14 protein-coding genes are annotated in these 17,755 nt (G+C 71.7%); 2 read left to right on the plus strand and 12 right to left on the minus strand.

The features are described from left to right. The first annotated feature begins 47 nt into the window (after positions 1–47). Positions 48–1,670, plus strand: coding sequence for an acyl-CoA carboxylase subunit beta (locus ACIP98_RS22995; RefSeq protein WP_319659785.1), 1,623 nt, complete (start codon positions 48–50; stop codon positions 1,668–1,670). A 14-nt stretch (positions 1,671–1,684) separates the two neighbouring features. Beyond that, positions 1,685–1,903 (plus strand): acyl-CoA carboxylase epsilon subunit, encoded by a 219-nt coding sequence (locus ACIP98_RS23000; protein ID WP_319659784.1) that lies wholly within the window; start codon positions 1,685–1,687, stop codon positions 1,901–1,903. A 233-nt stretch (positions 1,904–2,136) separates the two neighbouring features. Here the strand turns inward: ACIP98_RS23000 and ACIP98_RS23005 are convergent, their stop codons facing one another. From ACIP98_RS23005 to ACIP98_RS23060, 12 genes are all read right to left on the minus strand, one after another. Then, positions 2,137–3,795 (minus strand): hypothetical protein, encoded by a 1,659-nt coding sequence (locus ACIP98_RS23005; RefSeq protein WP_401977712.1) that lies wholly within the window; start codon positions 3,793–3,795, stop codon positions 2,137–2,139. Then, positions 3,792–4,589, minus strand: a complete 798-nt coding sequence (locus tag ACIP98_RS23010) for a nucleic acid/nucleotide deaminase domain-containing protein (RefSeq protein WP_319659782.1) — start codon at positions 4,587–4,589, stop codon at positions 3,792–3,794. Before ACIP98_RS23010 ends, ACIP98_RS23005 begins: the two co-directional genes overlap by 4 nt. Beyond that, positions 4,586–5,164 carry an SUKH-4 family immunity protein gene (locus tag ACIP98_RS23015; protein WP_319659781.1) on the minus strand — a complete coding sequence of 193 codons (579 nt, stop codon included), beginning with the start codon at positions 5,162–5,164 and terminating at the stop codon, positions 4,586–4,588. Before ACIP98_RS23015 ends, ACIP98_RS23010 begins: the two co-directional genes overlap by 4 nt. Positions 5,165–5,212: 48 nt before the next feature. Next, complete coding sequence (locus ACIP98_RS23020) at positions 5,213–6,937, minus strand: nucleic acid/nucleotide deaminase domain-containing protein (protein WP_319659780.1); 1,725 nt, start codon at positions 6,935–6,937, stop codon at positions 5,213–5,215. Between the two features lie 156 nt (positions 6,938–7,093). After that, the gene (locus tag ACIP98_RS23025; protein WP_319659779.1) at positions 7,094–7,672 is read right to left on the minus strand and encodes an ATP/GTP-binding protein; all 579 of its coding nucleotides are present in this window, start codon (positions 7,670–7,672) and stop codon (positions 7,094–7,096) included. Further along, positions 7,653–8,216 (minus strand): DUF742 domain-containing protein, encoded by a 564-nt coding sequence (locus ACIP98_RS23030; RefSeq protein ID WP_319659778.1) that lies wholly within the window; start codon positions 8,214–8,216, stop codon positions 7,653–7,655. Before ACIP98_RS23030 ends, ACIP98_RS23025 begins: the two co-directional genes overlap by 20 nt. Positions 8,217–8,287: 71 nt before the next feature. Then, positions 8,288–8,701 (minus strand): roadblock/LC7 domain-containing protein, encoded by a 414-nt coding sequence (locus ACIP98_RS23035; protein WP_018562059.1) that lies wholly within the window; start codon positions 8,699–8,701, stop codon positions 8,288–8,290. Positions 8,702–8,710: 9 nt separating this feature from the next. Beyond that, the gene (locus ACIP98_RS23040) at positions 8,711–11,812 is read right to left on the minus strand and encodes a nitrate- and nitrite sensing domain-containing protein (RefSeq protein WP_401977812.1); all 3,102 of its coding nucleotides are present in this window, start codon (positions 11,810–11,812) and stop codon (positions 8,711–8,713) included. Between the two features lie 456 nt (positions 11,813–12,268). Next, on the minus strand, positions 12,269–12,877 hold the full coding sequence (locus ACIP98_RS23045) for an ATP/GTP-binding protein (protein WP_319659776.1): 609 nt from the start codon (positions 12,875–12,877) through the stop codon (positions 12,269–12,271). After that, positions 12,858–13,265 carry a DUF742 domain-containing protein gene (locus ACIP98_RS23050; protein ID WP_319659775.1) on the minus strand — a complete coding sequence of 136 codons (408 nt, stop codon included), beginning with the start codon at positions 13,263–13,265 and terminating at the stop codon, positions 12,858–12,860. The genes ACIP98_RS23045 and ACIP98_RS23050 overlap by 20 nt, the downstream gene beginning before the upstream one ends. Positions 13,266–13,335: 70 nt before the next feature. Then, complete coding sequence (locus ACIP98_RS23055; RefSeq protein WP_319660047.1) at positions 13,336–13,749, minus strand: roadblock/LC7 domain-containing protein; 414 nt, start codon at positions 13,747–13,749, stop codon at positions 13,336–13,338. A 9-nt stretch (positions 13,750–13,758) separates the two neighbouring features. Further along, complete coding sequence (locus ACIP98_RS23060; protein WP_401977714.1) at positions 13,759–17,103, minus strand: nitrate- and nitrite sensing domain-containing protein; 3,345 nt, start codon at positions 17,101–17,103, stop codon at positions 13,759–13,761. Positions 17,104–17,755 lie beyond the last annotated feature (652 nt).

The following is a 17,755-nucleotide window of genomic DNA, read 5'->3' on the forward strand; positions in this document are numbered from 1 at the left end:
GAAGTCGACGCCGTTTCCGAGGGCCCTGCGCTCGTATGGTCGATGTCATGAGCGTTTTGGACGAGGTGCCGACCCAGCCCGCCGAGGCCGCGGAGGGCGACGAAGCCGCCCAGCCGGCGAACGACGCCCGCGGGCGCGTCGCGGAGCTGCACGCCATCCGCGAGCAGGTCCGGCTCGGCCCCAGCGAGAAGGCCACCCAGGCCCAGAAGGCCAAGGGCAAGCTGACCGCCCGTGAGCGGATCGACCTGCTGCTCGACGAGGGGTCCTTCAGCGAGGTCGAGCCGCTGCGCCGGCACCGCGCCTCCGGCTTCGGCCTGGAGGCCAAGAAGCCGTACACCGACGGCGTCATCACCGGCTGGGGCACCGTCCACGGCCGCACCGTCTTCGTGTACGCGCACGACTTCCGGATCTTCGGCGGCGCGCTGGGCGAGGCCCACGCCTCCAAGATCCACAAGATCATGGACATGGCCATCGCGGCCGGCGCGCCGCTGGTCTCGCTGAACGACGGCGCCGGCGCCCGCATTCAGGAAGGCGTCTCCGCCCTCGCCGGCTATGGCGGCATCTTCCAGCGCAACACCCGCGCCTCCGGTGTCATCCCGCAGATCTCGGTGATGCTCGGCCCGTGCGCCGGCGGCGCCGCGTACTCCCCGGCCCTCACCGACTTCGTCTTCATGGTCCGTGAGACCTCGCAGATGTTCATCACCGGCCCGGACGTCGTCCAGGCCGTCACCGGCGAGAAGATCACGCAGAACGGGCTCGGCGGCGCCGACGTCCACTCCGAGATCTCCGGTGTCTCGCACTTCGCGTACGACGACGAGCAGACCTGCCTGGAGGAGGTCCGCTACCTGCTGTCGCTGCTGCCGCAGAACAACCGCGAGAACCCGCCGTCGGCCCCCACCAGCGACCCGGCCGACCGCCGCGGTGACGTCCTGCTGGACATCGTCCCGGCCGACGGCAACCGCTCGTACGACATGCACCAGGTGATCGAGGAGATCGTCGACGAGGGCGAGTACCTGGAGGTCCACGAGCGCTGGGCGACCAACATCATCGTCGCCCTGGCCCGTCTCGACGGCCAGGTGGTCGGCATCATCGCCAACCAGCCCGCCTCCCTGGCGGGTGTGCTCGACATCGAGGCCAGTGAGAAGTCGGCCCGGTTCGTGCAGATGTGCGACGCCTTCAACATCCCGCTCATCACTCTTCTGGACGTCCCCGGCTTCCTCCCGGGCGTCGACCAGGAGCACGGTGGCATCATCCGGCACGGCGCGAAGCTGCTGTACGCGTACTGCAACGCCACCGTGCCGCGGATCTCGCTGATCCTGCGCAAGGCGTACGGAGGTGCCTACATCGTCATGGACAGCCAGTCGATCGGCGCCGACCTGACCTACGCCTGGCCCACCAACGAGATCGCCGTGATGGGCGCCGAGGGTGCCGCCAACGTCATCTTCCGGCGGCAGATCGCCGACGCCGACGACCCCGAGGCCATGCGTGCCCGCATGGTCAAGGAGTACAAGTCCGAGCTGATGCACCCGTACTACGCGGCCGAACGCGGCCTGGTGGACGACGTGATCGACCCCGCCGAGACCCGCGAGGTCCTCATCCGCTCGCTCGCCATGCTGCGCACCAAGCACGCCGACCTGCCGTCGCGCAAGCACGGCAACCCGCCCCAGTAAGGGAGACCGACCCCGTGAGCACTCCTGCCGACAGCTCCGCCGCGGCGCTCGTTCGCGTCGAGCGCGGCCACGCCAGCGACGAGGAGCTGGCCGCCCTGACGGCCGTCCTCCTCGCCCGCGCCGCGGCCCAGGGCCAGGACACGACCGCCTACGTCAAGCCCCGCTCCACGGCCGGCTGGCGCCGCCTGGAGCGGCAGTCCGGCTTCAGCGCGCCGCACAGCTGGCGCAGCTGACCCTCCGGTCCCGTACGACGACGGTGGCGGGGGCCCCCCCCGCGGGGGGGGGGCCCCCCCCGGGGGGGGCCCGGGGGGGGGACCCCCCCCCCCTGGTTGGGGGGCCCCCCGCCGGCCCCCGCCGGGCCGCCCCCCCCCCCCGCGGGGCGGGCGGCCCCCCCCCCGCCCCCCCGGGGGGGCCCCCCCCCCCGCGGGGGGGGCCCCCGCCACCGTCGTCGTACCCGGGGGAGCCGTCACGGCGCCGCCGGGCGCGTGTCCAGCGCGGCGACGCCTGTCGTGCCGCCCACGAACAGGGTGGCTCCTTCGGTGAGGGCCAGCGCTGTGGCGCGGAACGGGGGCGTGAGGTCGCGCCGGGTCGCCGCGAACAGGTCCCACAGGTGCAGCTCGCCGTCGGACCAGGCGGCGGCCACGAGGGGCCCGGAAGGGGTGTCGGCGGCCGCGAGGGCGGTCACGACGGCCTCCCGCCGGTCGACGGGCTCCGGCATCGGGTCGCCGCCCGTCTCCCACAGGCGCAGCGTGCCGTCCGCCCCACCGCTCAGGCACAGGGCCGGACCGGACGCGGCGGCGTGGACGAGGGTGGTCGCCGTGAGGGGCGCGGGGTGCAGCCTGCGGGTGACCGGGCCGCGGTCATGGGCCGCGGCGTCCCACACGTGCACGCGGCCTTCCGCGTCCCCCACGGCGACGCGGCGACCGTGGGCGGCGACCGCCGTGGGCGGTGTCCCGGTGGTGTTGTGGAGGTCGGCCACGCGGGACAGGGCGTTGGACATGGGGCCCGCGGTGTGCAGGGTCTCGTCCGCGTCGAGGAGCAGCAGGCCGCCGCCCTCGGCCACGGCGACACCCGCGGGCCGCAGGGCCGCGTCGAGCGGGACACGGGAGCGGACGGCGCCGGCCGCGGGGTCCAGTACGGACAGCCGGCCCACCGGGTCGGCCAGGAGCAGCCCTCCCGCCCCCAGGGCCAGGGCGGCGGCCGGCTCGGCGGCGGCCCACAGGGCGGTCCAGGAGTGCCGGCGGGCCAGGGGTTCGAGGTACGCGGCCAGCTTCGGGTCCTCGGCCAGCGCGGCCGTGTGGAGGACGGCGGCGCGCTCGGGCCCGGTGAGGCCGAGCGCGGTCAGCGCGGGGGCCGCACGCCGCCACACCGCCCGCAGCCCGCGGGGCGCGGGCGTCCGGGGGTCGGCCAGCGCGGCGGTGATCGCGGGGGCGGGTCCGTGGACGAGGAACCCGGGGTCACCGGTGAGGCGTGCGGCCGTTCCGCCCGCCAGGGCGTACTCCAGTACGCGGGCCCGGACGGTGCCGGGGGCCCGCTCCCAGTCGGGCGTGCCCGCCGGGCCGAGCGGGACGGCCGCGAGCATGCGCTCCGACTCCGCGGCGGCGTCGACGGGTTCGGGTACGGCCCCGGAGCCCGTCAGCGCGACCTCGCGGCACGGCTGCGACCAGGCCGGCGCACCGCTGTCCGCGACCTCCGCCAGCAGCCGCACATGGGGGAGTGCGAGCAGCGGTTCCAGCAGGCCGCGGACGATCTCCTGTGGCGCCGTTCCGGCCGCCCGGTGCAGATCGGCGGCGGCCAGCAGGACCGGCCGGGGGTCGCGGGCCAGCCTGCGCAGGATCTGCGGGGCACCGAGCGCGCCGTATCCCAGCTGCCGGCCCAGCTCCCAGCAGAAGACCTCCGCCGTCAGGCCCGCCGCGGGGACCAGCGCGTGGACGCGCAGCGCGGGATCCGGGGCGGCCGCGGTGAAGTACCACGCCAGCAGGCGGCTCTTGCCCGACCCGCGGGCACCGGTGACCAGGCAGAGCCTCGGGGCGGTGGGATCGCCCGCCCAGCCGGTCAGTTCCCGACCGGACGGAGCGGAGCCGGCGTCCCGTGGTGGCCGGCCGGCGCCGTCCGGCACGGTCATGCGTCCGCGCTCTCGCGCAGGCGGCGCAGACCCTCCGCGCGTGACGCCGCGGTCTCGCCGTAGGGGAAGGTGTGGGAGAGCCCCGAGTCCGGGAAGACCCGGCCCAGCCACATCGAGCAGTAGTGACCGGGCATGAAGCACGCCTCCAGGTCGGTGTGGATCCGCGTCACCTGCTCCGGCTGGACCCCCGCCGCCTGCAGCGACGACCACAGGCGCTCCTCCGGGTGCAGGCAGATGTCGCTCGCCTGAGTGAAGATCTTCTTCTCGCCGGCCGCGTCCACCACCTCCATCGCGGCGAACCACTGTGCGCTCGCGGTGTCCCGGATGTCGTCCAGCACGAGCGGCCACCAGTTCTCGCGGTCCGCGAACGCCTCGGGGTCCGCCGCGCGCAGCCGCTCCTCCAGCCGCCGGAAGACCGCCGAGGCCTCGGCCGGTTCGTCCGCCCCGGCCATCGCGCCCAGCGCGAGGTCGAGTTCGAGCAGGCCCTCCGCGAAGGTCTCCGGCGAGGAGGAGACGAACCGCGACGGTTCGCCGTACCCGAGCAGCACCGCGCGGACGACGCCCTCGGCGTCGGCGCAGAGCTCGAACCCCCGGTCGTCCCCGAGCCGCGTCCAGCTCCCGTCGGCGGCCCCGGGGACCGTGACGCCCAGGGAGTCCGCGTACGCGCCGAGGGTGGCCTGATCCGTGGGATCGGTCCGGAAGTAGGGCCCCACCTGGAGCGGCAGGAGGAACTCGTCGGCCCGGCGCAGCCCGGCCTCGCCGAACCGCGCGTGGAGCCGTTCGGAGAGCGTCACCACATCCCTCCGGAGACCTCGTCGTGGACGGTCTCCCAGACTCCGTCACCGTCCGCGTAGGGCACCGGGTCGACCTGCGACAGCGCTTCCCTGATCTCCTCCGCCACGGCGATCAGGTCGTCGATCTCCGGAAACTCGTCCGGGGGGTCGTAGTCCGGCCGGCGGCGTTCCAGGAGGTACATGCCGTAGGCCATGCCGGAGACGTCGGTGTGGACCTTCTCGATCCGGCGGGTGTCGGGGTTGATCGCGTGGACCGACCCGGTCGTCCCGTCGAGCACCACGTCGCTGGAGAACGCCCGGCCCAGGTGCGGCCAGCGGTCCATGCCGGGGGTGAAGCCCTCGAAGTCCGCCAGTGCGCCGACGTCCCGGTGCGCGGACAGCGGGGTCAGTCCGTCCGCGAGGTCGTCGCGGAGTTCGAAGAGCACACCCTCGGCCCGGGGCAGGCCCACGTCGGCCAGGAAGCGGGCCGTGTCCTCGTGGACGAGCAGATCCCCCTGCAGGTCGAGGGGGATGCGCACGATCCGCTCCGGAGCGAAGACCTCGGCGAGGAGGGCGGGGGTCACGGGGGCGATCACGGTGATTCCTGTTCGACGGATCCGGGAGGTCGGTGCTGCGGGCTCATGCTAGCGGCCGGCCCTCTGGAGCAGACTCAGATAACGTCTCATCTCCTTGTTGCCCTCCGACTGGGAGGCGCGCAGCGCCGCGTTGCGGGCTTCGTTGTCCTTCGCCTTGTCGCCCGTCGTCTCCCATGTGGCGTGTTCCCCGTACTCGAAGCTGTGCGACATGTCCGTGTCCGGGTAGTACTTGTGCAGCCATTCACCGCAATAGCGGTTCAGCGTCCGGCAGGGGGCGCGTTCGCTGTAGCCGTCCACCACCTGGTGCTGCACCCCGCTGTTGATGAGGGGCACGCCGAGTACGCGCTCGGAGTGGGGACCCCCGCTCCGGCCGACCAGGATGAACTCGTTGTCGCCGTCGCTGTAGCGGAACGCCGCGTAGTTCTTGCCCTTGTAGTCGTTCTGGATGTGCCGGGCCAACTGGGTCGCCCGGGACAGTTCGTCGTTCCCCGAGACGACCGCGGTGGAGTGCTTGCGCGGCCCCTCCTGGTCGGGGACGGCACGGTCGAGCGGTGCGTCCGTGTTCCTGTCCGTGGGAAGGCTGTCGACGTGGATCTTCTTCCCGTCGGGGGATATCTGGTGGATCTTCCCGGCGTCGTCCACCAGGAAGACCGGTGTCTTGTCCCCCGTGTTCCGCAACTGCTCCATGGAGTGGGCCTTGTGCAGGCCCTCGAGCTCGGACGCGGTGCGGTCGTCGTTGTCCTTGTGGTTCCTGTGCATCCGCCGGACGCCGTCCCGCATGTCGCCGGTGATGTGCTTGGTGGCCTTGTCCAGACCGTCCTGCACGCCGTTGACCAGGGTCTCGATGAACTCCTCCGCCGCGCGGGTGAGTTCGCCGCCCTTGCCCTTCACGCGCGCGTGCCGCTCGTGGGCCCGGCGGACGCGTTCGCCGCCACGGGACCTCATGTCCTGGCCGTGGCTGTCGACCTGGGTGTCGAAGTCGGCGTAGGCGCCCTCGTCGTGCCGGATCTGGCCGCCGCCCCCACCGGAGCCGCCGGCGTTCCCGCCACCGCCACCGCCACCGCCACCGCCGCCCGCGCTGGCCAGTACGAAGCTGCCGTCCTTGCCACCGGTGACCTGGTGCTTGGAGTCCTGTACGCCCTGCTGGAAGCCGTCCTTGCCCGCGTCGGCCGCGCGGCCGAGGTCCACACCGTGCTGGATGCCGAGCGCGTTGGCGCCGAGCTGGATGGCCAGGTCGCCGGCCATGTTGCCGAGCGCGGCGTACACCGGGCCCGTCGCGAGACCGATGACCTGGTCGAGGGCCTGCTGGGCGGCCTCCTTGAAGAGGCGTTTGACGATGAGCCGGGTGGCCTGGGTGGCTCCGGCGGCGCCGAGTTCGGACAGGCCCAGGGTGAAGGGCGCCGCGGCCTGGGCGGCGATGACCTCGGCCGCCAGGATGCCGAGCTGGACCACGGCCGCGATCTTGGCGCCCTCGACGACGACGGCGACCCCGTCGAGCGCGGTGGCGCCGAGCCGTCCGGCGTCCGCCAGATTGCCCAGGTGGGAACCGACCTTGTTCCAATGGGCGTTGAAGGCTTCCACGGCGGGACCCTCGGTCGCCCCGAGCAGACCCGCCACCGCCTCGTGCAGACCGTTGCCGCCGTGGTCCACGTCCTCGGCGAACTCCCGCAGGGCCGTGGCCATTTCACGGTAGTCGTCCTCGTCGACGTTCGGCCACATGATGCCGATCAGGTCGAGGAGCCAGGCCAGTTCGTCCGGCAGTACGACACCCATGGGCCACCCCCGTCGGCTCGGGCGCGCAGAAGCGCTTCTTCCGTCCCCCTTCTATCAAACGCCGTACGGGGTTCGGCAGTTGCATGACAGGAGTGATGAAAACGCGAAGGCCCCGCACTCGTCGTGCGGGGCCTTTCGCGTCGTGCGGATCCGCTGTTACCGCAGCCGCGCCATCAGTGCGTGCTCCACCAGCGTGATGAGCGCGCTCTTCGCCTCGCCGCGGTGCCGGGCGTCGGTGGTGATGATGGGTGCCTCGGGGCCGATCTGCAGCGCCTCCCGGACTTCCTCCGGGTTGTACGGCTGGTGTCCGTCGAAGCCGTTGAGGGCGATGACGAAGGGCAGGCCGCTGTTCTCGAAGTAGTCCACGGCCGGGAAGCAGTCGGCCAGCCGGCGGGTGTCCACCAGGACGACCGCGCCGATGGCGCCGCGCACCAGGTCGTCCCACATGAACCAGAAGCGGTCCTGACCCGGCGTACCGAACAGGTACAGGATCAGGTCCTCGTCCAGCGTGATACGGCCGAAGTCCATCGCCACGGTGGTCGTGGTCTTGTCCGGCGCGTGGGTCAGGTCGTCGATGCCCGCCGAGGCGGAGGTCATCACGGCTTCGGTACGCAGCGGGTTGATCTCCGATACGGCACCGACGAACGTGGTCTTGCCCACGCCGAAGCCGCCCGCCACCACGATCTTCGCCGAGGTGGTTGAGCGAGTTGGACCGCTAGAGCTTGCGAAGTCCACTGAGCACCCTTTCGAGCAGTGTCACGTCTGGCTGTCCGCCCGAGGCATCGTCGCCACCGGGCTGGTGAATGGCGACGAGACCGGCCTCCGCCAGGTCGGCGACGAGGATTCGGGCGACGCCGAGGGGGATGGAGAGAAGCGCGGAGATTTCCGCGACCGACTTGATCTCCCGGCAGAGGATGCAGATCCGCTGGTGCTCCGGCAACTGCCCCCGCAGCTGTGACGGGTCCGCGGTCGTGCTGACCAGTGCCTCGAGGGCGAGCTGGTAGCGCGGCCGGGTCCGGCCACCCGTCATCGCGTACGGCCGGACCAGTCCGGACGGGGACCTGCGTCCGGCCGGTGGCGTGCGTGGCGACGGTGCCTGCGGGGGTTCGTACGGCTGGATCCTCGGCTGCCGATGCGACGGCCTGCCGCCCGGGTCCTGGGTCCCACCGCCGAAGGCGGGAGGTGGCTCCGGGGTTGGCGCCGAGGGAAAATCGAACCGCTTGTAGGGCGGCTGCTGTTGGTGATTGCCGTACTGATCTCCGCCTGGGGGCGTTGCCACGGTTCCTCCTCCAGCTGGGTAGCGCGTCCGAGAACCCTACGGGGCCTCAGACGCGCTCGCATGCCTGTCCGTTAGTTGAGCAGGCTGCCCTGCAGTTCCGCGCGCAGATCGGGGGTGAGCACATTGCCCGCCCGGTCCACCAGCAGGGCCATCTCGTAGCCGACGAGGCCGATGTCGCACTCGGGGTGCGCCAGCACGGCCAGCGACGAGCCGTCCGAGACGGACATGATGAAGAGGAAGCCGCGCTCCATCTCCACGACGGTCTGGTTCACGTGCCCGCCCTCGAAGATCCGCGAGGCACCCGCGGTCAGCGAGGTCAGACCCGAGGCCACCGCGGCCAGCTGGTCCGCACGGTCCCGCGGGAATCCCTCGGACATCGCCAGCAGCAGGCCGTCGGCAGAGACCACAACCGTATGGGAGACCCCTGGGGTCTGGTCCACGAAACTGGTGATCAACCAGTTCAGGTTCTGTGCCGCCTGGCTCATCGGACTCAACTAACGCTCCTGGTGCTTGGGGCCGAAGCCCTGGCCGTTCGTGTCAGTTCCCGCAGTACGCCCCTGCTGGACGCCGCGCCGCAGATTGCTCAGTCGGCCGCGGACGTCCTCGGGTGCTCGGGAGACCATGGGGCCGCCCTGCGGAGTCTGCTGTGCGGTGCCCGGGACCAGGTTGGCCTTGGGGACCCGCCGGGGCAGGCCGGAGGGGGTGACCCCGCCGGCCTTGGGCTTGCGGGCCTGCTCGGCCCGCTGCCAGTTGTCGTCGTTCGTGGAACGCCAGTCGGGGGACTCCGCCGACGCATCCGGCGTCCCGGCCGGCGCCGCGGGCGCCGGCTGCGAGAGGAAGCCGTTCGCCGGCTGGGGCTCCGACCGGTCCGGGGCCGACGGTCCGGACTGCTGCCGGCCGCGGTCGCGACGCGGCAGGCCCGCGTCCGTCACGGACGTGTGCAGCGGGCCTGAGGACGGTCCCGGTCCGTCGAAGCCTACGCGCTCCGGGGCTCCGAAGGGGGCGGCAGTGCCGGAATCGGCCGCCGGCGCCTCCGGGTAGACCGCGGCCTGCGGTATCTCCTGCTGCGGCGCGCTCCACCCGTCCTGGGCGTAGCCGTTCTGCTGCTGCCAGCCGTCCTGGGCGTAGCCGCCCTGGGTGCCGTCGTACTCCGGTGCCGGGGACGGGAAGCCGCCGTCGGTGTACGCGGACTCCGGGAAGGCCGCGGGCTGCGTGTCGTAGCCGTGCTGCTCCGGGAAGCCCTGCTGCTCCTGGAGGTTCTGCTCCGGGAACGCCTGGGTGTCGTAACCGGTCGCCGGGAAGGCCTCCTGCTGGAGGGAGTTCGCGGCGGCCGGGGTCTCGAAGCCGTCGAAGGAGTCCTGCTGCTCGCCGACCTCGTCGCGGAACATCGGCCGCTCGCCGCGGTCGTTGGCCGCGGCCTCCAGCTGCGCACGGCGCTCGCCGCGCTTCAGGGAGCGGCCCACCGGGTCCAGCGCACGGGCGTCGTCCGGGACCTCGACGCGGTCGTAGCGGGAGTCGTCGAAGCCGAGCTCGGCGGCGGTCGGCCCGTACGCGGCGAAGGACTCGGTCTCGGTCTCCGGCATCATCCGGGACACCGTGAAGTCGTCCTCCAGCGGGACCTCCTCGCCACCGCCACCGTGGGTGATGGGCTCCGGGAGCATGACCAGCGACGTGGTGCCCGCCTGCTCGCCCGAGGGGCGCAGCTGCACGCGGATGCCGTGCCGGTCGGCGAGGCGGCCGACCACGAACAGGCCCATGCGCTTGGAGATCGACGCGTCGACCGTGGGCGGGTCGGCCAGCTTGTGGTTGATGTCCGCGAAGTCCTCGGCCGTGAGGCCGATGCCCTTGTCGTGGATCTCGACCATCACCCGGCCGTCGGGCAGCCGGGTCGCGGTGACCCGGACCCTGGTCTGCGGCGAGGAGAACGTGGTGGCGTTCTCCAGCAGCTCGGCCAGCAGGTGCACGAGGTCGGTCACGGCGGTGCCGTGGATGTCCGTCTCCGGGATGCCGACCAGCTCGATGCGCTCGTACGCCTCCACCTCGGAGGCCGCGGCGCGCAGCACGTCGACCAGCGGCACCGGCTGGTTCCAGCGGCGGCCGGGCTCCTCGCCTGCGAGGACCAGGAGGTTCTCGCCGTTGCGGCGCATACGGGTCGCGAGGTGGTCCAGCTTGAAGAGGCTCTCCAGCTGCTCCGGCTCCGCCTCGTTGTTCTCCAGGTCCGTGATCAGCGTCAGCTGGCGCTGGATGAGGCCCTGGTTGCGGCGGGAGAGGTTGGTGAAGATCGCGTTGACGTTGCCGCGGAGCAGGGCCTGCTCGGCGGCGAGCCGCACGGCCTCGCGGTGGATCTGGTCGAAGGCGCGGGCGACCTCGCCGATCTCGTCGTTGGAGTTGATCGGGATGGGCTCGACCCGGGTGTCGATCTTGCCCGGGTCGGTCCGGGACAGCTGGTCGACCAGGGCCGGCAGCCGCTGCTCGGCGACCTCGAAGGCCGAGGTGCGCAGGCGGCGCATGCTGTTGCTCATGGAGCGGGCCATCATCGCGGCCACGATGAAGGCGATGATCAGCGCGACCAGCACGATGGCCGAGTTGACGATGGCCTCGATGCGGGCGCTGTCCGCGATGTCGCTGGAGTCCTGGAACGCCTGGTCCGACAGGTGCTTCTCGACGCTCTGGTAGGCGTCGAAGCCGAGCGTCGTGGCGCCGAACCAGCTCTGCGGCGTGATGCCCTGCGCCTTCAGGCTCGTGGGGTCCTGACCGGAGGCGATCTTCTTGATCATCGTGAGCAGGTCCGGCGGGGGGACGAAGGGCTGGCCGGCCTGCTTGGCCGCCTGCGCGGCGGCCGTGACCTGCTCCTTGCCCTTCTGCAGCGCCGCGGCCTGCTCGTCCTGGAGCCGCTGGTAGTCGGCCGCGGTGCCGCCGCCCTTGTACTCCTCCTCGGCGACCTGCTGGAGGTACGCGTACGAGGCGAAGGAGGTGAGCTGCGTCTTCAGCTCGTCGGGGGCCAGCTTGGAGCGGTCCTCTACCAGCAGGTGGGTGCCGATGGAACGGGTCAGCGACTCGGCGGCCTTGGCGAGCTCGATGGCGTACAGCGTGCGCCCGTAGGAGGCGACGCTGCTCGTGCCGAAGCCGAGTTCGTTCGCCAGCTCCATCAGCGGGTGCTGGACCTCGACGTACTTCTCCTCGGTCTGCACGCCGGGCAGCTGCCGGGTGAAGGCGGTCTCGCGCAGCTTCGCCAGGACCTTCTCGCCCTCGCGGATGTTCGCCACACGGCGTTCGAGGCGCTCGTCCGCGGGCAGTTCGCGCACCGTGGCGTCGAAGGCCGCGGCGGCCGCGTCGGTGGCGCCGCGCGCCGCCACCACGGTCTTGTTGTCCTTGTCGCCCTGGAGCAGGGGAACCACGCTGACGTCACGCTCGTTCAGCACGGCGTTGGCGTAGTCCACCGCGGCCCGGACGGCCCGCGCGGTCCGCACCGCGTCGTCCGCGTCCTGCCAGGTCTGTACGGCCGTCTGCACCCGGAAGCCGCCGAAGACCAGGGCGACGAGCACCGGGATGAGGAGGATGACGTTCAGACGGGTGGCCACCCGCCAGTTGCGCATGGCGAAGCGGCTGCCCGGCGCGGCGGCCGGTTCAGCGACCTCGGGGGCGGCCGCGGCCTGCGCCGTGCCGTATCGCGCGGGCGGGGTGAAATTGCCACGCGGGTGGTCCGCGGGACCCGGCTCTGCGCGCCTCGTGTTCCTCACTCGACCAACAACCTCTCGGCGACGACGCCGGCGGCGTCGTTCCTACTCTCGGGTTTCGATGAATTCCAGCACGTCATGGGGGTGCTCCACAAACCTCCGGCGGCGATGCCGAACCCTTCGTCACGCGCTTGTTAAAAGGGGCATAAGCGTAAAGCGGTGGCAATTCAGCAGGGCGATGTATGCGCAGTGAAGCCGGTCGGGCGCAGGCGGTGTTCGAGATGTTCCGATTCGCGGTCGAAACGTTATGAACAGAAGGACCGGCCATGTCAAAAGACACAGCCGGTCCGTACCCGAAGTGGCAAGCTGGAGTGCTTACTTGAGGCGAGCGAGCAATGCGTGTTCGACGAGCGTGATGAGCGCGCTCTTCGCCTCCGCGCGGTGCCGCGCGTCGGTGGTGATGATGGGTGCCTCGGGGCCGATCTGCAGGGCCTCGCGCACCTCGTCGGGCGTGTACGGCTGGTGTCCGTCGAAGCCGTTGAGGGCGATGACGAAGGGCAGGCCGCTGTTCTCGAAGTAGTCCACGGCCGGGAAGCAGTCCGCGAGCCGGCGGGTGTCGACCAGCACGACCGCGCCGATGGCGCCGCGCACCAGGTCGTCCCACATGAACCAGAAACGGTCCTGGCCCGGCGTACCGAACAGGTACAGGATCAGGTCGTCGTCGAGCGTGATACGGCCGAAGTCCATCGCCACGGTCGTGGTGGTCTTGTCGGCCACGTGGGTCAGGTCGTCGACGCCCGCGGACGCGGAGGTCATCACGGCCTCCGTGCGGAGCGGGTTGATCTCCGAGACCGCTCCGACGAACGTGGTCTTGCCCACGCCGAAGCCACCGGCCACCACGATCTTCGCCGAGGTGGTGGCACGGGCCGCGGGCGGCGCACCGTACGCCGCCTGCTGCCCCGGCCTAGAGCTTGCGAAGTCCACTGAGCACCCTTTCGAGCAGTGTCACATCAGGCTGTCCGCCGGCCTCGCCGCTGCTCGGCTGGTGGATGGCGACCATCCCGGCCTCAGCCAGGTCGGCCACCAGGATCCGGGCCACCCCCAGCGGAATCGCCAGCAGTGCGGAGATCTCGGCGACCGACTTGATCTCCAGGCACAGGTGGCAGATGCGCTGGTGTTCGGGGAGCATCCCCTGGTAGGCACCCGGCTCGGCAGTGGTGCTCACCAGCGCCTCGATGGCGAGCTGGTAACGCGGCCGGGTGCGACCACCGGTCATGGCGTACGGCCGCACCAGCGGCTGGTCGCCTTCGCCCCCGTACGGCGCATGGTGGGGCGCGCCGTACGGGCCGGGCGAGGCAGGCGGCGGTGTCATGAAGGTCCTCCGGATAAGAGCGGACGCGGTTCTCTTGTCATGGGGCGGTGTCGGCCGGGCTCACACGAGCTCAGCCCATCAGACTGCCTTGGAGTTCTGCGCGCAGGTCGGGCGTCAGGACGGCGCCGGCTCGGTCGACGAGCAGCGCCATCTCGTAGCCCACGAGGCCGATGTCGCACTCGGGGTGCGCCAGAACGCACAGCGAGGACCCGTCCGAGATCGTCATCAGGAGGAGGAAGCCGCGCTCCATCTCCACCACCGTCTGATTGACGTTGCCGCCCTCGAAGATGCGGGACGCACCCGCGGTCAGCGAGGTCAGACCGGAGGCCACGGCCGCCAGCTGATCGGCGCGGTCACGGGGGAAACCCTCGGACATCGCCAGCAGCAGGCCGTCGGCGGAGACCACCACCGTGTGGGACACCCCGGGGGTGTTGTCCACGAAGTTGGTGATCAACCAGTTCAGATTCTGTGCCGCCTGGCTCATCTGGCTCAACTAACGCTCCTGCTGGTGAGTGGTGCCAAAGCCGCGACCGTCGGTCGTGCCCGTACCGGCCTGGCGGCCTTGCTGAATACCGCGCCGGAGGTTGGTCAGGCGTCCGCGCACGTCGTCAGGGGCCCGGGAAACCTGCGGACCACCTTGGGGGGCTTGCTGGGTCGTGCCGGAACCGGGCACGAGGTTCGCGCGCGGCACCCGGCGGGGGAGGCCGGAGGGGGTGACCCCGCCGGCGGAGGGCTCACGGACCTGGCCGGCCCGCTGCCAGACCTCGTCGTTGGGCGAGCTGCGCCAGGCGGCGGGCTCACGACGGGGCGGCGGCGGGGCCTGCTGGGCCTGGGGCTGCTCGGCGCGGACCCGCTGCGGCGGTTGCTGCGGCTGCTGGGGGTGCTGCTGCGGTGCGGGCTGGTGCGGGCGCTGCGGCGGACGGCTCGGGGCGCCGCCGGAGAGCGGACCGCTGCCGGAGAGCGGACCGTTGCCGTTCTGCTGCGGGGCCACCGGGCCGCGCTCGACGTGCACCTGCTGCATGCGCTCGGCACGGCCGGTACGGAACCAGTCCGACTCGAGGGAGTCGAAGATCGGGCTGGTCTCGTCCGGGCGGGCCGGGGCCGGCGGCAGGGCCATCGGCTCGGACGCGGCCGGCAGCGGATGCCGCTGCTCGCCGGGCCGCTGCTGCTGACCGGCGGCCGGTCCGCGGTGACGCTGGGTCTGCGGGGCCGGAGGCATGGGCGCCTGCGCCATCGGCGCCTGGGGCATCTGGGCCTGCGGTCCCGTCGGACGCTGGAAGACGTCACTGCGGGTGTAGGTGCCGGTCTGCTGCTGGGGCGGCTGCTCCTGCTGGTACTGCGGCTGCTGTTCGTGCTGGTACTGCTGCTGGTGTTGCGGCAGCTGCGGTTCCTGCTGGTACTGGGGCGGCTGCTCCTGCTGGTACTGCTGCTGCGGTTGCTGCGGTTGCTGCTGCCGGCCGAAGGCGGAACCCATGGTGCCGCGCTGCGGCGACGTGTGCGGGATCGTGTTGAAGTCCGGGCGCTCGAACTGCGCCGTGGTCTCCAGGTCCTCGTGGCCGCGCGGCATGTCCGCCGCCGCGCCGACCGGCTGCGGTGCCGCGGGCTGCTGCGGGTACTGCGGAGCCTGCGGCTGCTGCTGCGGACCGGCGTGGCGCTGCGGACGGCTCTGGCCGCCCTGGCCCTGCTGTTCGTTCGCCCAGCTCGGGCCGGAACGCTGCGGGGCCGCGGGAGCACCGGGCCGACCGCCCTGCGGAGCCTGACCCGGGCCCGCCGGGCCCGAGTTGAGGGCCGGACGCGGAGCGGAACCGGGCACCTGGCCGCGCTGCGGCGCGCGACCGACACCACCGGCCGGCGCACCGGCGGGCACCGCCCCGCCCGGACCGCCCGCACCGGGACCACCCGGCTGCTGACCGCGGTTGCCGGCGGCACCGGGCTGCGGCTTGGCGCCGCCCTGGGTGACGTCGACCGGGAGCATGACGAGCGCGGTGGTGCCGCCCGAGTCGGACGGACGCAGCTGGATGCGGATGCCGTGTCGCAGGGACAGGCGGCCGACCACGAACAGACCCATGCGGCGGGAGACGGAGACGTCCACCGTGGGCGGGTTCGCGAGCCGCTCGTTGATGTCGGCCAGGTCCTCCGGGGAGAGGCCGATGCCGGTGTCGTGGATCTCGATCAGCACGCGCCCGTCGGGCAGCGCGTGACCGGTGACCCGGACCTTGGTCTGCGGGGAGGAGAACGAGGTCGCGTTCTCCAGCAGCTCTGCGAGCAGGTGGACGAGGTCGTTGACGACGCGGCCGGTGACCTCCACCGCCGGCACCGAGGTGAGCTCGATGCGCTCGTACTGCTCCACCTCGGAGGCCGCGGCGCGCAGGACGTCGACCAGCGGGACCGGACGGGTCCAGCGGCGGCCGGGCTCCTCGCCCGCGAGGACGAGGAGGTTTTCGCCGTTCCGGCGCATACGGGTCGCGAGGTGGTCGAGCTTGAAGAGGCTGGACAGCTGGTCCGGGTCGGCCTCGCGGGACTCCAGTTCGGAGATCAGGCTCAGCTGACGCTGGATCAGGCCCTGGCTGCGGCGCGAGAGGTTGGTGAACATCGCGTTGACGTTCCCTCGCAGCAGCGCCTGTTCGGCGGCGAGACGGACCGCCTCGCGGTGGACCTCGTCGAACGCGCGGGCCACCTGGCCGATTTCGTCGCGGGTGTGGATGCCGATCGACTCGACCGAGGTGTCCACGTCCTGCGGGTCGGACTCGGAGAGCTGCTTGACCAGCTCGGGCAGCCGCTTCTGGGCGACTTCCTGCGCGGTGTCCTGCAGGCGGCGCAGCGAGCGGACCATGGAGCGGGCGACGACGAAGGCGCCGACGACCGAGATGCCGAGCACGAGGAGGATCAGCGCACCGCTGATGATCGCCTCTTGCTGTGCCTCGTCGCGCAGTGTCAGGGCCTGCTGCTGCATCTCCTCGAGCAGGTGCTGCTCGATGGCCTTCATCGTGTCGAGCTTGGTCTTCGCGGCGTCGTCCCAGTCGAGGTAGGAGCCGTCGAAGTTCTGGATGCCCTCTTCGGAGGCCGCGATACGGGCGGCCTGCTCGTCGTGCTGGGTGATCGCGGCGTTGCCGTGCTCGAGACCGCCGAGCAGGTCCTCTGACTTCTGCCGGCCGTAGATCTGGCGGAACTGCTCCAGCGCGGTGCGCTCCGAACGGAGGGCACCCCCCATGAAGCGGAAGTCGTTGGAGCTCAGCTTCTTGTCGTCGGCGAGCGCGGCACTGACCACGGCGCGCTGGATGGACTCGTACTCCTTGGCCGCGGAGAACGCGGCCAGCGCGCGGGTACTGGCGATCATCTCGGTGTTACCCGTCGCCTCGGCCATCTCCTGGGAGAGGTCGATCAGCGACTGGATGAGCCCGTCGTACTCGCTGACCGTCGAGGAGACGAAACCGCTCTGGTCGTACGCGCGCTCGCGGATCGCCTGCAGGGTGCCGAGCTGACGGTGGATCGCCTGCAGCGAGGCGTTGACACCCGTGAGGTCGGGGTCGATGCCCTCCTCCGCCTGGCTGAACGCCTGGCGGGCCAGCTTGGTGTTCTGCTGCGCGGCGACGATGTCGTCGTCGTTCTCGTCCCGGGGGGTGCTGGACAGCGGACCGGCGGAGACGTCCCGTTCGTTCTGGAGCGCGGCGGCGAGCTTGGTCGCCTGCTCCGTCAGATCGGTCAGGGACGTCATCGCGTCCAGCTGCTTCACGTTCTCCAGCGAGCTCTGGATGCGCAGGGCACCCAGGGTGGTCGCGGCGACCACCGGCAGCGCGAGCAGCGACACCAGACGAGTGCTGATGCGCCAGTTGCGCATGGCTATTCGGGAGCCGTGTTTGGGGCCTGAGCGCACACCGCTCTCCGGCGTGGCGCCGCTCTCCGCGCCCGCGGTTCCGACGTCTGCGGTGTCCTCCCGGCGGATGGGGCCGGTGTCGGCCCCACCACGCTGTTCCGGGTCGCCCGCAGCGCCGCCATCCCTCTTGAAACGTCCCTGCACTAGCGTCGCAACCTCTGGACCAGGCGTCCCCCGCGCGGGCGGATGGACGGTGTCGAGTTTGTGGAGTCCCGCCCCCCGGCAGGTACCCGTTGGCCGCCGCCGCCCGGCGGTCGCACGCTCCCCCTTGCGCGCCGGCATCTGTTGATACGGCGGTCCGGGGAATTCCAGCACAGTGCCGGACCTCCAACAAGGCCCGTCGGGTATCGAGTGGAATACGTGACTCAGCGCACCGGGCGCGTCACACGGTGTCCGGCCGCATTCGGGCGGGGACGGTCAATTCGGGCGCCTTCAGGGGCTCATGGGGCTCTGCCTGCACAAGCCCGCCGCCGGCGGCCGGGTGCAAATGGCGTGGATCATCCGTGATGTCGGGTTCGCAGGCATCGGCGGAGCGCCCGATTCGCCCTTCTTGTCGACCACTTGGTGAGCAAAATCACAGGGGAGTGCCCGTGTCGCTCACCCGGAAAGGGGAATG

Origin of the sequence: Streptomyces sp. NPDC088354, assembly GCF_044753585.1 — a bacterium.
In the GTDB taxonomy this organism is placed as follows: Bacteria; Actinomycetota; Actinomycetes; order Streptomycetales; family Streptomycetaceae; genus Actinacidiphila.

Bases quoted from the DNA above. Each gene is read 5' to 3' on its own strand.
- ACIP98_RS23060 (WP_401977714.1), bottom strand. From the start codon at position 17,103: ATGCGCAACTGGCGCATCAGCACTCGTCTGGTGTCGCTGCTCGCGCTG.
- ACIP98_RS23050 (WP_319659775.1), bottom strand. From the start codon at position 13,265: ATGACACCGCCGCCTGCCTCGCCCGGCCCGTACGGCGCGCCCCACCAT.
- ACIP98_RS23005 (WP_401977712.1), bottom strand. From the start codon at position 3,795: ATGACCGTGCCGGACGGCGCCGGCCGGCCACCACGGGACGCCGGCTCC.
- ACIP98_RS23055 (WP_319660047.1), bottom strand. From the start codon at position 13,749: ATGAGCCAGGCGGCACAGAATCTGAACTGGTTGATCACCAACTTCGTG.
- ACIP98_RS22995 (WP_319659785.1), top strand. From the start codon at position 48: ATGAGCGTTTTGGACGAGGTGCCGACCCAGCCCGCCGAGGCCGCGGAG.
- ACIP98_RS23020 (WP_319659780.1), bottom strand. From the start codon at position 6,937: ATGGGTGTCGTACTGCCGGACGAACTGGCCTGGCTCCTCGACCTGATC.
- ACIP98_RS23035 (WP_018562059.1), bottom strand. From the start codon at position 8,701: ATGAGCCAGGCGGCACAGAACCTGAACTGGTTGATCACCAGTTTCGTG.
- ACIP98_RS23040 (WP_401977812.1), bottom strand. From the start codon at position 11,812: ATGCGCAACTGGCGGGTGGCCACCCGTCTGAACGTCATCCTCCTCATC.